Source organism: Mesorhizobium sp. AR10, assembly GCF_024746795.1.
GTDB lineage: Bacteria > Pseudomonadota > Alphaproteobacteria > Rhizobiales > Rhizobiaceae > Mesorhizobium.
Genome location: NZ_CP080524.1, coordinates 4,745,671 through 4,759,594 on the forward strand (window position 1 = coordinate 4,745,671; position 13,924 = coordinate 4,759,594).

9 protein-coding genes and 1 riboswitch are annotated in these 13,924 nt (G+C 65.1%); of the genes, 2 read left to right on the forward strand and 7 right to left on the reverse strand.

Going from position 1 to position 13,924, the window contains the following annotated elements; translation table 11 throughout:
* Positions 1-156: 156 nt before the first annotated feature.
* The 7 genes from LHFGNBLO_RS26585 to LHFGNBLO_RS26615 all read right to left on the reverse strand — a co-directional run bounded on the left by LHFGNBLO_RS26585 (position 157) and on the right by LHFGNBLO_RS26615 (position 10,578).
* Positions 157-1,329, reverse strand: a complete 1,173-nt coding sequence (locus LHFGNBLO_RS26585) for an HlyD family secretion protein (RefSeq protein ID WP_258602253.1) — start codon at positions 1,327-1,329, stop codon at positions 157-159.
* A complete protein-coding gene (locus LHFGNBLO_RS26590) occupies positions 1,326-1,805 on the reverse strand; it encodes a MarR family winged helix-turn-helix transcriptional regulator (RefSeq protein WP_258602254.1) in 480 nt (159 codons plus the stop codon). The genes LHFGNBLO_RS26585 and LHFGNBLO_RS26590 overlap by 4 nt, the downstream gene beginning before the upstream one ends.
* A 281-nt stretch (positions 1,806-2,086) precedes the next feature.
* Positions 2,087-6,985 (reverse strand): HYR domain-containing protein, encoded by a 4,899-nt coding sequence (locus LHFGNBLO_RS26595; protein ID WP_258602255.1) that lies wholly within the window; start codon positions 6,983-6,985, stop codon positions 2,087-2,089.
* 349 nt (positions 6,986-7,334) lie between these two features.
* The gene (locus LHFGNBLO_RS26600; RefSeq protein ID WP_413774648.1) at positions 7,335-8,321 is read right to left on the reverse strand and encodes a FecCD family ABC transporter permease; all 987 of its coding nucleotides are present in this window, start codon (positions 8,319-8,321) and stop codon (positions 7,335-7,337) included.
* Between the two features lie 30 nt (positions 8,322-8,351).
* Complete coding sequence (locus LHFGNBLO_RS26605; RefSeq protein ID WP_258602257.1) at positions 8,352-9,299, reverse strand: ABC transporter substrate-binding protein; 948 nt, start codon at positions 9,297-9,299, stop codon at positions 8,352-8,354.
* A gap of 32 nt (positions 9,300-9,331) precedes the next feature.
* Positions 9,332-10,120 (reverse strand): ABC transporter ATP-binding protein, encoded by a 789-nt coding sequence (locus LHFGNBLO_RS26610; RefSeq protein WP_258602258.1) that lies wholly within the window; start codon positions 10,118-10,120, stop codon positions 9,332-9,334.
* On the reverse strand, positions 10,117-10,578 hold the full coding sequence (locus tag LHFGNBLO_RS26615) for a DUF1636 family protein (protein ID WP_258602259.1): 462 nt from the start codon (positions 10,576-10,578) through the stop codon (positions 10,117-10,119). Before LHFGNBLO_RS26615 ends, LHFGNBLO_RS26610 begins: the two co-directional genes overlap by 4 nt.
* A 23-nt stretch (positions 10,579-10,601) precedes the next feature.
* A riboswitch (cobalamin riboswitch) is annotated at positions 10,602-10,809 on the reverse strand.
* Between the two features lie 410 nt (positions 10,810-11,219).
* Between LHFGNBLO_RS26615 and LHFGNBLO_RS26620 the strand changes: the two genes are divergently transcribed.
* Both LHFGNBLO_RS26620 and LHFGNBLO_RS26625 read left to right on the forward strand, forming a co-directional pair.
* Positions 11,220-12,353 carry an efflux RND transporter periplasmic adaptor subunit gene (locus tag LHFGNBLO_RS26620; RefSeq protein WP_258602260.1) on the forward strand — a complete coding sequence of 378 codons (1,134 nt, stop codon included), beginning with the start codon at positions 11,220-11,222 and terminating at the stop codon, positions 12,351-12,353.
* Complete coding sequence (locus LHFGNBLO_RS26625) at positions 12,350-13,921, forward strand: FAD-dependent monooxygenase (protein ID WP_258602261.1); 1,572 nt, start codon at positions 12,350-12,352, stop codon at positions 13,919-13,921. Before LHFGNBLO_RS26620 ends, LHFGNBLO_RS26625 begins: the two co-directional genes overlap by 4 nt.
* The last annotated feature ends 3 nt before the right edge of the window (positions 13,922-13,924 follow it).

The window sequence follows — 13,924 nt, forward strand, 5'->3', positions numbered from 1 at the left end:
AACCTGAGGACCGAAGGGCCCTGCTTCGAATGGCTCAGGCTTGGATCAGGCCGCAAAGCGACCCGGTCCAAATACCCAACCCTTCGCACAGCTCTCATCGGACCAATCCTGTCATCTGCACTCATCTCGCCTGTGCGCGGCGCACGTCCTGCTTGACTATCGAACCTCGCCTGCAGTGGCGTGGCCAAAGATTCTCGGCAGGCCGCGGGAAACGCCGGTGTCGACCGTGACCGAGGCGCTCATGCCGGTGCGCAAAGCCATCCTGGCGTCGGCATCGGTCAGTTCCAGACGCACTGGAATGCGCTGGGTGACCTTGACCCAGTTGCCGGTGGCATTCTGGGCAGGCAGCAGCGAGAACTCGGCTCCGGTGCCGGCGCCGATCGCCTTGACCGTCGCTTCGAACGTCTTGCCCGGATAAGTGTCGACCACGATTTCGGCCTTCTGGCCGGGCTTCATGTTGGTGAGCTGGGTTTCCTTGAAGTTGGCGTCGATCCAGGTGTCGCCGGTCTCGACCAGCGAAAACAGCGGCGTACCCGATCCGACGAACTGGCCGACCTTGAATGAGGAGGCCTGGCTAATGACACCGTCGGCGGGCGCCTTGACCGTGGTCTGCGCCAGATCGTAGGCGGCCTTGTCGCGCGCGGCGAGTGCAGCCATCACGGTCGGATGCCTGTCGGTCTCGATGTCGGGGTTACCGCCAAGTGCGGCCTTGGCGCTGATGATGCCCTGCTGGGCAACTGCCTCCTGCTGTTTGGCCTTGTCGAGATCGTTCCTGGCCTCATCCAGCGACGACTTGGTGTTGATGCCCTTCTGGGCAAGGTCGGCGGCGCGGTCATATTGCGACTGCGCATAGGCGACCTCACTGGTGTCGGACTTTTCCTGCGCCGTCGCCTGGCTGTAGGCGGCGCGCAGCTGCTCGACATTGAGGCGCGCGCCAGCCACCGCCGCTTCGGCCTGGGCCAGAGCGATCCGGTAAGGCTCGGGATTGATGGCAAACAGCACATCGCCCCGTTTGACGGTCTGGTTGTCGGCAATATCGACCTGAACGATTCGGCCAGCCGTATCCGAAGCGATCGACACCTTGGCCTGCTCCAGATTGGCGTTCTCGGTCTCCTGATAGCGGCCGCCGGTGACCCAGACATAGCTGCCGCCGGCGATCAGTGCCGCGGGCAGCGCAAACATCAAAAGGAAACGGCCGGCGCGGCGCTTCTTCTTGGGCGCCACTGGCGCCGGCTGCGGAGCGAGCGCCACCGGCGCTGCCATTGGCTGCGCGGGCGCTTCCATCTCCAACTTGGTCACGTTCTCGTCCACTTTGGCTACCGCGTTCATGCAGCTGCGCCTTCTGTATTCTTTACTTTTTCCAAGGACGACGTCTCGCCGTCCGCAAGATTCTGCACGATCACATCCAACGCCCTGATCAGGACACGGCGATCTTCCGGCGAGACGCCGACGAGCGATTCCTCATAAACCTCTCCGGCCAGGCTTTTGACGTGAGCATAGGCCTCGTTCGCCTTGGCGGTCGGGAAGATCATGCGCACGCGACGGTCGGTGGCGTCGGGACGGCGTTCGATCCAGCCTCCCTCCTCCATACGATCGACCAGGCGCGAGACGCTGATCGGCTCGATTTCGAGAAGTTCGGCGAGCCGCGCTTGCGCGACACCCGCCTCCTTGGCGACGCGGACCAAAAGCCGCCATTGCGCCGACGAAAGGCCGAAGCCGCTGGCACGCGCCTCGAAGCGCTTGCGCATCAAACGCTGCACGTCGTGGATCAAGAAGCCCAATCTGTCGATGCCATCGGAAACCATGAGCCGGATATATAATGAGCGTGCTCACTATTCAAGATGCTGCGTTGCACCAGAGACTCACAAATCTGTATGGCAGGCCTTCAAGGCGGCCATGGTCACGCCCGATCAGTGCAAACGAGATGACGGGAATCCGTGTCCCGAGCCTCTGCCTTGCGTTGGCTGCGGACGCTTGGATGCACATTCCTGGTCCGGCGCGCGGCAACGCCATCCACAACATTTCGACCTCACGAAATGTAGATTCGTCGACCCCGCAGGCCAATCACTTTCGCGTTAGCGCCGGCTCAGAACCTTTGGCTGAGCCCGAGTTTGCCACCCCAGGAGTTGTAGCCGCTACTGCCAAGGCCGTCATAGAAGGCCGACGCATTGATGGACATGCCGTTGCCCGCCGAAAGCTCTAGCCCGGTCTCGGCACGCCCGCGCAGGCCGGTCTCGGCCAGTCCGGGCGTTTCCGTCGCCGCGGTCGCGGAATTGTGCTGCATGAACGTCCAGATGCCCTGCAACTCGACGAACGGCGTCATCTGCAGGCCGTTTTCCAGCGCAACCGTCGTGCTGATCGTCGGGCCGAAGGCGAACTGGCCGGTGCGCACATCGACCGAAGGCACGTCGACGCCAAGCCCATCGACATAGGCGTCGGCCTTCTCCTCGAACATCGTCACCCGCGCCTCGGGCTTGATCTTCCAGCGGTCGATGTCGAACGTGCCGATCAGGCCTATGGTCGCCAGCCAGCGGTTGCCGTCGAACTTGTCCTCGAAGGTGCCCAGCGGCGAAATCTGGTTGAATGACTGCCCCCAGCCGGCGCGGGCATCGAGATAGAGATTGTCGGTGAGCCGCGCCGTCGCATAGGGACCGAGGAGATAGCCGATACCCGAGATTTTCGCGCCGTCCTTGCCGTCCTGGTCGGTCCAGTCGACCTGCAGGCCGAGACCGAGCAGCAGGTTCGGCGTCAGCAGGTAGTCTGCGCCGGTATTGGCGATGCCGAAGCTGCCGTCGCCGCCGGCCGAATTGAAGCGGCCGATCGTGCCTTCCGCCCAGACGTCGAAGCGCTTGCTCATCGGGTCGGCGGCGGGCGCGGCGTCAGTGCCCGCCGTCGGGCCGAAAGAATGCTGGAACACCGCATCGGCGCCGCTGGCCGGGTTCTGCCCAGAGGGCAAATAGGCGCTGACCGGGATCTGGCCGGCGCTCGGCTGCGAGTCGCTGCCGGCTGCTGCAGCCGTTTGTGGTTCTGCGGCCCCTGCCCGCGCCCGCTGCATCGAGTAGGCGAAGGTCGTCTGGTCGGACGAGATTTGCACACCTACCGGCAGCTGGCTGCCAATCGGCATGCCGAAGGCGCTGACGCCACCATTGCCGGAATAGGCGCCGGTCAGTCGTTCGATCCGCCGGTCGATGTCGGGCTGGTTGTTGACGATGATCTCCGCCCGGCCCTCGAGGAACGAGCCGATCAGCGCCACGGCCTTTTCGGCGGAATCGCTGGTCGAGATGGTGCAGCTGACCGCACCGCCGGACACCACCTTCAGCGTACCGCTGCGGGTGCCGGCATTGATCGACGACCCGGCATCGGAGCACTGCGCCGAGGAAATGCCGGCGCCGCCCGGCACCGAGAAGGCGAAGCTGTAGGTGCCGGGCGCCAGCGCGATGGCGCCGGATGAACCACGGCCGCCGCTGCTATTCACCGCGACGTTGAGCGCCGGCTCGGGCGACGAGAAGCCGAAGCTGCCGCCGACCGGCGAATTGACGATGAAGGTAACGTTCCCTGGCGGATTGGCGCTGACGGTGACAGTGAACGAGGCGGTTACGGTGTTGCCGGCCACATCCCGGGCCTCGAATGTGTTGGTCGTCGTGCCCAGCGGGAAGCTGCTGCCCGAGGCGAGCCCCGTGGTCTGGGTGATGGTGACACCAGGTGCGTTGTCGGTTGCCGTCGGTGCGCTCCAGCTCGCCGTGCCCGCGGTCTCGCCATAGGCAACGGTGATGCCGATGTTGCCGGGCACGGTCAGAACTGGCGGCTCGCCATCGACGACGGTGACGGTGAACGACTGCTCGGCGCTGGCATTGCCCTGGTTGTCGGTGGCCTTGTAGGTCACCGTCGTCGTGCCCAGCGGAAAATCGCTGCCCGACGCCAGGCCGGCGACCAGTTTCGGTGTCACCGCGCCGTCGACCAGATCGGTCGCCGATACGGCATAAATGACATGTGCCGTTGCCTTGCCGGCATCGGTGGAAATGCTGATGTTGGCCGGCACCGTCAACACCGGCGCCTCATTGTCCCTGACGGTGACGGTGAACGACTTCGGATCGCTGACGTTGCCCTGTCTGTCGGTGGCCTTGTAGGCGATGGTCGTGACACCCACCGGGAAGTCGCTGCCGGAAGCCAGGCCCGCGACCAGTTGCGCCGTCACCGGACCATCGACCACATCAGAGGCCGACACGGTGTAAGTGACATGGGCCGTCGCCTTGCCGGGATCGGTATCCACAATGATGTTGGCCGGCACCGTCACTTCAGGTGCCTCGCCATCGACGACTGTGACGGTGAATGAAGCTCGTCCGATATTGCCATGGCTGTCGATGGCCCGGAATGTCTGACTCGTCGTGCCAACCGGAAAGCTGGCGCCGGAAGCGAGTCCTGCCGTCTGCGTCGGCGCCAACGCGCCATCGACGGCGTCGGTCGCCGACACGCTGTAGACCACCGTCGCGGTATTCTTGCCGGCCTCGGCACTGACGGTGATGTTGGCGGGCACATTCACCACCGGCGCCTCGCGGTCGGAGACTGTGACGGTGAACGACCCGCCGCTGGAGTTGCCCTGCGCGTCCGTCGCCTTGTAGGTCACGGTCGTCGTGCCGACGGGAAAATTGCTGCCGGAAGCGAGGCCGGCGACCAGCTGCGGCGTCACCGTGCCGTCCACGGCGTCGCTCGCCGAAACCGCATAGCTCACCTTGGCCGTCGCCTTGCCGGCATCGGTGTCGACGCTGATGTTCGCCGGCAGGCTCAGCGTCGGCGCTTCGCCGTCGGTGACGGTCACCTTGAAGCTGCCATTGGCAATGTTGCCGGCGACGTCGGTTGCACCGCAGGCCACGGTCGTCTCGCCAAAGGTGAAGCTGCTGCCCGAGGCGGGGTTGCAGGTGACCGCGACAGCCCCGTCGACATTGTCGCTCGCCGTTGCCGTGAAGCTCACGGTCGCCGCGTTGCTGCCGGTCGCCGCAGTGGCCGTGATGTCGCCGGGCAAGGTGAGCGCCGGAGCCTCCTTGTCCTCGATGGTGACGGTGAACGAGCCGCTGGCAGTGTTGCCCGAAGCGTCCCTGGCGGTGCAGTCGACCGTCGTCGGCCCCAGATTGAAGCTCGAGCCGGAGGCCGGCGAGCAGCTCACCGTCGGGTTGGGATCGATGACGTCGGTCGCCGTCGGCGCCGGATAGGTGACGGTGGCGGTGGTCGCGCCGGGCGCGGTGCCGGCGACGACGTTCGACGGCAGGCTCAGCGCCGGCGCTTCGCCGTCGGTGACCGTCACCTTGAAGGTCTTGGTCGTCGTGTTGGTGGCGGCGTCGGTGGACGAGCAGGAGACGGTCGTCTCGCCGAAGGCGAAGTTGGAACCTGAGGCGGGCAAGCAGGACACCGGTGGATTGACCGTCACATTGTCGGTTGCCGTCGGCGTCGCGTAGGTGACCGGAGCGCTCGACTGCCCGGTCGCGGCGGCGACGCTGATGTCGGCGGGCGCGGTGAAGGCCGGCGCTTCCTTGTCCTGGACCGTCACGGTGAAGCTTGCCGTGCCGGTGTTGCCGGCGGCATCGGTGGCGTTGAGGACAATTGTGGTCGTGCCCAGCGGGAAGGTGCTGCCTGAGGCAAGGCTGCCGGTCGCGACCACAGGCGCAAGGTTGCCGTCCACATTGTCGACAGCGGTGCCGTTGGCAAAGGTCACCACCGCGCTCGATACGCCGGCATCGGTGTTGACGGTGATGTTGGCTGGCGGCGTCAGCACCGGCGCTTCGTGGTCGGCGACCGTCACCTTGAATGTCAGCGGTCCGGCGACGTTGTTGCTGGCGTCGGTGGCGGTGCAGGAGACGGTGTTTTCGCCGACCGCAAACGCACTGCCGGAAGCCGGCAGGCAGCCGACGACCGGCGCCGGATCGCCGGCATCGGTAGCGGTCGCGCTGTAGGTTACGGTGGCCGTCGCCATGCCGGGATCTGTGTTGACTGAAATGTCCGCTGGCAGGGTCAGGTCAGGCGCGGTGACGTCGTTGACGGTGACTTTGAAGGTCGTTGCGTCGCTGGTGTTGCCGGCCTGGTCCGTCGCTGTGCAACTGACCGTCGTCTCGCCGATCGAAAAGGTGCTGCCCGAAGCCGGTGCGCAAGAGACGGTCGGGTTGGCATCGACATTGTCGGTCGCCGTTGCCGCGAAGGCGACGGCCTTGCCGGCGGCACCGGCCGGTGCGTTGTCGGTGATCGGCGCGGGCAGCGTCACCACCGGCGCCTCGTGGTCCTCGACGGTGACGGTGAAGGAACCGGTCGTGGCATTGCCGGACGGATCGGTCGCCGAATAGCTGACCATGGTCGTGCCCAGCGCAAAGGCGCTGTGCGAGGCCGGGCCGTCGGTCAGCAGCAGGTCGGCGACGGTGTCCTCGGGATCATTGGCGCTCACCGCATAGTCGACGATCGCTGTGGCCAGACCCGGATCGGTATTGACGACGATGTTGGCCGGCAAGGTCAGGTTTGGCGGGTTGCTTTCCGGTGGAGCGATCGGGACGAAGACGTTGGCGCCGGTCTTGTTGCCATTCTGCCACCTGACGATAGGTGCGCCGGAAAACGTACCGCTGGCCATATTGAGCGGTGTCACCGTGTAGGTGCCCGTGCAGGTGAAGGTGGCGCCGGTCTCCTGCGGCGGCGACGGACATGTCGGCACGACGGGGCCGAAGCCTCTCGGGTCGATCGACACGGTCGAAAACACCTTGTTGCCGGTGTAGACCGTGTAGGTCAGCTTCATCACTTGCCCGACAAAGCGGAACTGCGTCGGGCTCGAGGCAACACTGATGGAGGGGCTTGACGACTGGGCATGGCCCTCGCCGGCCGATGCGACCCACAACGCCAGGCAGGCGAACAGCCCGACAGCCAGCCTGGCGGCCAGATCGACCGTTCCCTTGCAGACACGCGTTTGAAACGGCGCGGTACGCGCAACAGATCCGACAGAATTCGACGCCACAAAGCCATCCCCCGCGCATGACCTCCGAATTCCCGGGATCAGGCGCAACCCAAATTTCCAGCCCCCCTTGCGTGTCGTAAAAGACGCAAAGGTGCTGCACTGCCGCATTGTCGTGCAGACCCGGCGTACCAAGATGACCGGCCGTCGCGAGCGGCCATTCACCGTGACAGGGCAACCCCGATCGCCCTCTCAGCCAGGTTGGAGCGGAACCTATGTCCGCCTCTTGCGGAGGTCAATTCAACGAACGAGCCCCGGGCTGACTATTTTTGGGGGGATTTTTTTTAACCACGGCAACGGGTTAGCCGGTTACCTCAACCGACCTGACGATCTCGTTCGGGCACGGCCACCGTCAGAGACGGTTGCGAATGAGCATGGTGACGACGAAGAAAGCGCCGACCGAACTGGTGATGATGCCGATCGGCAGTTCCTGCGGCGGCAGCAGCGTGCGCGCCAGAAGATCGCTTGCCAGCAACAGCACGGCCCCGAACAGGGCGCAGCTTGCGATCAGGCGCAGATGCAACGGACCGGCCAGTGGCCGGCACAGATGCGGGATCATCAGGCCGACGAAGCCGATGACGCCGGCGACCGAGACAAGGATCGCCGTCGACAGCGCGGCGACGAGAAAGGTCGTCCTGCGCATCCGCGCCACCGGCACGCCAAGGCTTTCGGCGGCGTTTTCGCCAGCCAGGAAGGCGTCGAGCCTGCGGTGGTTCCACAGCCCGTAGACGAGAATGATCCCCGCGCCCAGCGTCGCCAGCCCGATATTGTCCCATCGCGCCAGTCCCAGCCCGCCCATCGTCCAGAACAGCACCGAGTGGGCGGCGCGCTGGTCGCCGGCAAAGACCAGATAGTTGGTGAGTGCGGTGAACATGAACGAGACGGCAAGCCCGGCGAGGATCAGCCGTTCGGGGCCTTGTCCCCTCACCCGCGCGACCAGCAAAAGGACGATGCAAGCGGCCAGAATGCCGCCGGTGAAGGCCGCGACCGGCAACGTCCAGATGCCGAAGCTGTCGCCAAAGACGGTGATGACGGAGACGGCACCGGCGGCGGCGCCGGACGACAGGCCGAACAGGAACGGGTCGGCGAGGTCGTTGCGCGTCACCGTCTGCAGCAGCGCGCCGACGACGCCCAACCCGGCGCCGACGCAGATGGCCAGGATGGTGCGCGGCAGCCTGAGATCGACGACGATCTTGCCGACCGGTCCGGACACGGCATGTCCGTCGAGTCCAACGGTGTGTCCGAGTGCGGCAACAACATCGCTCAACGCGATCACCGTCGACCCATAGGCAATCGACAGCAAGGCGAGAGCGGCCATCGCCACCGCTCCCGCCATCATGAAAAATCCGAATGCCTTGTGCTGCAAAGCTCAGAAGGCTTCCGGGTGCATCGCCCTGGCGATCTTGCCGATCGCCTCGATATTGGCAGGTCCTGGCGTCAGCTCGGCATAGCGCAACGCGACGAAGCGCTCGTTCTTGACCGCATCGGTCTCCTTCATCGCCGGATGGACTTTAAGGAAATCGAGCAGCTTCTTGTAGCCACCGCCATCCTGGTAATCGAGCAGGATCAGGAATTGCGGATTGCGGGAAGCCACCGTTTCCCAATCCGTGTTGCCCCAGCTGGTGTCCATGTCGGCCATGATATTGTCGCCGCCGGCAGCCGTTATCATGGCACTCGGGATGGCGAATTTGCCGGCGGTGAACGGCTTGTCTTCGCCGGAATCGTAGAGAAACACCCGCGTTCCCTTGTGTTCGCCGACCTTGGCCGTGATGTCGGCCAGTTGCGTTTTCCAGCCCGAGACGAGCTTTTCGGCTTGGCCTTCCTTGCCGAAGATCTTGCCCAGTTTTTCGACGTCGCCATAGAGCAGGTCCATCGAGGCGGCGGGGCGGTCCTTGTCGAGATGGACGCAGCTTTCCGTCAGTACCAGCGTCTTGATGCCGTGCGGGGCCAGCGTGTCGGGTGTCACCTCGCCGCCGGGCTTCATGCCGTAGTACCAGCCGGCGAAGAAGAAATCGGGCTCTACCGCGACGAGGTTTTCGAGCGTCGGGTACTTTGGCGCCAGTTCCGGGATGGAGCCCTGCTCGGCCTTGAATTCGGGACCGACCTTGTACCAGCCGGTGATGCCGGTCAGACCGACGATCGACGGCTGCAGCTTCAGCGCAAAGGCCATCTCGGCCATGTTCAAATCGTGGATGACGGCGCGCTTTGGCGCCGCATCGAAGGTCAGCGGCGTGCCGCAACTGTCGACGGTGACCGGGAAGGCGAAGGCGGTCGAAGCCAGCAATGAGAAGGCAAGAGACAGGGCGAGGCGTTTCACGGGCGGTGCTCCTTTGTTGAACGAGTTATTGATCAGGATGGCGACGAGGTGCGGTTTGGAATGTCGAAGATCGTGAGTTCGCGGTCTTCAGTCGGATGGCGCAGCCGCAATACGTCGACGCCGAAAATCTCGCGGATCAGCTGCTGGGTCAGCGCCTCGTTCGGTGCGGCAAGCGCGTGCAGGCGGGCCCGGCTCATCACCGCGACCCGGGTGGCAAATGGCGCCACCAGCGACAGATCATGCAGCACCGCAATCACCGTCATGCCGAACCCGGCCACCAGTTCAAGAAGCTCGCTGCGGGCGCGCGGATCGAGATGGTTGGTCGGCTCGTCGAGGAACAGGATTCTCGGCTGCTGGGCGATGGCGCGCGCCAGCTGGGCGCGCTGGCGCTCGCCGCCGGACAGCGAGCCGACGGTGCGGCCAAGCAGCGGCAGCAGGCCGGTTCTGCGAAGCGCGTCGACGACAATGTCGCGGTCCTCGTGCCTGCGGCGCAGGCCGGCATGCGGGACCCGGCCGAGCTCGACATAGTCGATCACGGCAAGCCGCGGGTCAGGCTGATCGGTCTGGCCGACGACGGCGATGTGCAGCGCGCGCTCGGCGGTCGAAATCCTGTCCAGGCGGCGGCCGAGAAACCGCACCTCGCCTGTGCTTGGCTGCAGCGCGCCGGACAGCATGCGCAGCAGCGTCGTCTTGCCGGCGCCATTGGGGCCGATGATGGCAAGGCGATCGCCCGCCGCCACCGAAAGGCTGACCGCATGGACCAGGTGCTGGCCATTCGCCGTCACAGTCAGTTCGCGTGCTTCGAGAAGGCGCGCGGTCATCGCTTGCTCCCCGACGGATTGCCCGGGATGCGCGCCAGTGTCTTGCCCGCCAGTCCAGCCGGACGCTGTCCGGAGTTGCACCAGCCGTCAGCAAGCGAGCGGTAGAGCTTCGCAAATTCGATGAGATCGGCGGCATCGACCCCGGCGTCGATGGAGCCGAAGAGATAGGAGGCTTTGCCATCCGCCTGGAAGGCGACGGTCAGCGGCCGCGCGCAGCCCGCCATGCAGTCGATGGCTTCGACCGCATAGTCCGGAGCGCTCTCGTCAGGCGCCGAGAGCCGGGCCGCCAAATCGGCGCACAGCTCTTCGCCTGACCTGACCCCGGTCACGAGATCGCGGCAAAGCGTGCACACAATGATGCGATGGAGTGCCTTTGAGGCGTCCAACTTTTCCGTCACTTTCCAAAACTGGCGACGGAAGGATGCCCTGGCAAATCGGCCGACAAGACCGAAATCCACGTCTCCTCCCGGCACACCCCGTCCGGTCAACTCATGCTGATGGCAGGTCTCCTGGCTCGCGGGTCTTTGCGCCATCCTGCCTTCCCAGCCTTGCCGGCCAGTGGCTTTTCGGATTTTGCTCGCCGCTTACAGTTGCGGGGGCAGCCACGGCCTCGACCCGAAGCGGGTCTCACCGTGTTCCCTTTTCACCCCTCGCCTTTCGACTCGGGGACCATCATTTTTCCACCCTAGATTTCACCCGACTGCGTCGCAATGATTTTTTGATCGAGCTTGCAGGCTTCGGTTCGCTTCGACATGATTATGTAATAACATAACGTATCAAGTGCCGTCGCATGCTGTCAACACCAGCGGCCAATGTTCCAGCTTCAATTTCCCTCGATGCCCACTTCCAGGCGCGTCGACAGGCCGGCGCGTTGGCGGTCGGGCGCCAAAAGCATCGGAAAATTTTCAGAATCCGATCGGGATTTCACGCGCCTGAGAGTCCAATAAGATCGTGCTGGTGAGGAAGGGTGCTGGTCTCTGAGAACGGACAACGCTCCTTGCAATCGCATATCAAGCGCCCGGTTCTTCTCCAGCCAACGGGATCTTCGGCTGCTACGCCCTTCCCCGGCGCAGGCCGCAACATTGGTTATGGAGACAACATGACACTCTTCCACCACAGGCGAGGAAAGCATCGTCTCGTCGCCGCATCCGTGGCTGCACTTGCCTGCGCCGCAGCGGTCGTCTGGTATGGCGCAAAGGGCGAGGCCGCGGCGGTCGAACCGGACGTGCCCGAAGCCAAGCTTGTCAGGGCCATGGCAGTGAAACCTGCGCCGCAGGCCGATGAGCGCATCGCCATCGGCGAAGTCCGGCCGCAGCGCGAAAGCGACCTCGGGTTCCGGCTGTCCGGCAAGCTGGTGCAGCGCATGGCAGAAGTCGGCCAGTCGGTCCGCAAGGGTGAGGTGATCGCCCGCATCGAAGACCAGGACTATCGCAACCGGCTGCGCAGCGCCGAGGCCGACGTCGCCGCCGCGCAGGCAGTGCTCGTCGAAGCAAGTGCGGCCGAGGCCCGCATCGGAGCCCTTCTCGCCAAGGGCTTTGCGACACGGGCCAACTACGATGCGACGCTGAAGAGCCTGCGTTCGGCCGAAGCAAAGCTGGACTCGGCAAGGATCGGCTTCGAAATGGCCAAGGACCAGCTCGCCTATACCGAGCTGCATGCCGATTTCGACGGCGTGGTGACGGCGACCGGCGCTGAAGCCGGCCAGGTCGTCAATGCCGGGCAGATGGTGGTGCGGGTCGCCGACCCTGCTGCCCGCGACGCCGTCTTCGCCATCGCCGAAGCAGCCTTCTCCAATGGCGGGGATGCAAGGCAGCCCCTTGAAATCAAGGTCTCCCTGCTGAGCAATCCAGCGATCGCGACAATCGGCATCATTCGCGAGGTCTCGCCGATGGCCGACGCCGCGACGCGCACGTTCCAGGTCAAGGTCGCGCTGCGCAGCGCGCCGGACGAAATGCGCTTCGGCAGCAGCGTCGCCGGCCGCGTCAACACGATGACCGCCCCTGTCGTGGTCCTGCCGGGAAGCGCGCTTTTCGACAAGGACGGCAAGCCTGCCGTCTGGGTGGTGGCCGCGTCCTCGACCCTGGAACTCAAGCCTGTCGTCATTGCCCGCTACGAGACCGACCGCGTCATTGTCAGCGACGGCCTTGCCGAAGGCGAAATTGTCGTCACCGCCGGTGTCAACCGGCTGCGCGAACACGAAAAGGTTCGCCTCACCGAAGGAGCAAACAAATGAACGCCTCGCAGACTGAAGTGCTGATTGCCGGCGCCGGGCCAACCGGACTGACGCTTGCGCTGTGGCTCACCCGCCTCGGCGTCCAGGTGCGCATTTTCGACAAGGATGCAGGCCCGGGCGAAACCTCGCGCGCGCTGGCCGTCCAGGCCCGCACGCTGGAATTTCACCACCAGATCGGCATCGTCGACGACGTGCTCGCCGCCGGCGTCAGGGTCGAGCAGCTCACCGTGCGCACGCCGGCCGGCGTCGCCGCCAGGCTGCCACTCAGCGATTTCGGTCGCGGTATCAGCCCGTATTCATTCGCTTTCGCGCTGCCGCAGGATGTTCACGAACGCATTCTGATCACGCATCTCGAGCGTGCCGGCGTCAGCGTCGAGCGCAACACCGAACTGGTCGCCTTCGAGGACACGGCCGGCGCGGTTGTCGCCACCTTGAACAAGCAAGGCGCGACCGAGACCGTCAGCGCCGCCTATCTCGTCGGCTGCGATGGCGCCCGCAGCGCCGTACGCCATGGCCTGGCCATCGGCTTTCCCGGCGGCACCTACGAGCAGTCCTTCTACGTCGCCGACGTCGATGGCAGCGGCGCGGTGACCCGCAACGGCATGGATACCACGGTCAGCGCCTATGGCTTCGCCATCGTCATGCCGGTCCGGCAATCCGGTTCGCTACGGTTGATCGGCGTGGTGCCGAAGGCGCACGAGGCGGACGAGGCGATCACCTTCGAGGCGATCCGCGCCGATGTCGAGCGCGACACCGGCATTGCGGTGGACAAGGTCAACTGGTTCTCGACCTACCGCGTGCATCACCGGGTCGCTGAACGCTTCCGCATCGGCCGCGTGTTCCTCGCCGGCGATGCCGGCCACATCCACAGTCCGGCCGGCGGCCAGGGCATGAACACGGGCATGGGCGATGCGGTCAACCTCGCCTGGAAGCTGGCGGCGGTGCTGCAAGGCCGCGCCGACAAGCACCTGCTGGACAGCTACGAGCCGGAGCGCATCGCCTTTGCCAGGCTGCTGATCGACAGCACCGACAGGGTCTTCCGCGTCGCCACCAGCCGCTCGCGGCTGGTCGGCCTGTTCCGCCGCTACCTGATGCCGAAGATCCTGCGCGTAGCGCTCGGGACGACTGCCGGATCGCGCGCCTTTTTCGGCATGATCTCGCAAACCCGGATCCAATATCGTGCCAGCGCGATCAGCAGCGGCAAGGCCGGCGCGATCCAGGGCGGCGACCGCCTGCCCTACGTCGCGTCCGGCAGCAGCGATAATTTCGAAGCGCTGCATTCGCTGGACTGGCAGGTGCATGTCTATGGCGAGGCGAATGCCGCGTTCAAGGCGATGCTGGCCCCAACCGGCATTCCCATCCACGTCTTCGCCTGGTCGGACAGGGCCAAGGCCGCGGGTCTGCAGCGCGACGGCGCCTATCTCGTCAGACCCGACGGCCACGTCGCACTGGCCGCCGGCACGCAGGACCCGCAGGCCTTCGAACGCTACGTCGCCGCTTTGGCAATCAAGCCGCGGCAACAGGCCGCCAGCCGGGTGAGAAACCTGAGAATGCGGTCGGCCGCCTAGGCC

Bases quoted from the DNA above. Each gene is read 5' to 3' on its own strand.
- LHFGNBLO_RS26585 (WP_258602253.1), bottom strand. From the start codon at position 1,329: ATGAACGCGGTAGCCAAAGTGGACGAGAACGTGACCAAGTTGGAGATG.
- LHFGNBLO_RS26590 (WP_258602254.1), bottom strand. From the start codon at position 1,805: ATGGTTTCCGATGGCATCGACAGATTGGGCTTCTTGATCCACGACGTG.
- LHFGNBLO_RS26600 (WP_413774648.1), bottom strand. From the start codon at position 8,321: ATGATGGCGGGAGCGGTGGCGATGGCCGCTCTCGCCTTGCTGTCGATT.
- LHFGNBLO_RS26610 (WP_258602258.1), bottom strand. From the start codon at position 10,120: ATGACCGCGCGCCTTCTCGAAGCACGCGAACTGACTGTGACGGCGAAT.
- LHFGNBLO_RS26620 (WP_258602260.1), top strand. From the start codon at position 11,220: ATGACACTCTTCCACCACAGGCGAGGAAAGCATCGTCTCGTCGCCGCA.
- LHFGNBLO_RS26625 (WP_258602261.1), top strand. From the start codon at position 12,350: ATGAACGCCTCGCAGACTGAAGTGCTGATTGCCGGCGCCGGGCCAACC.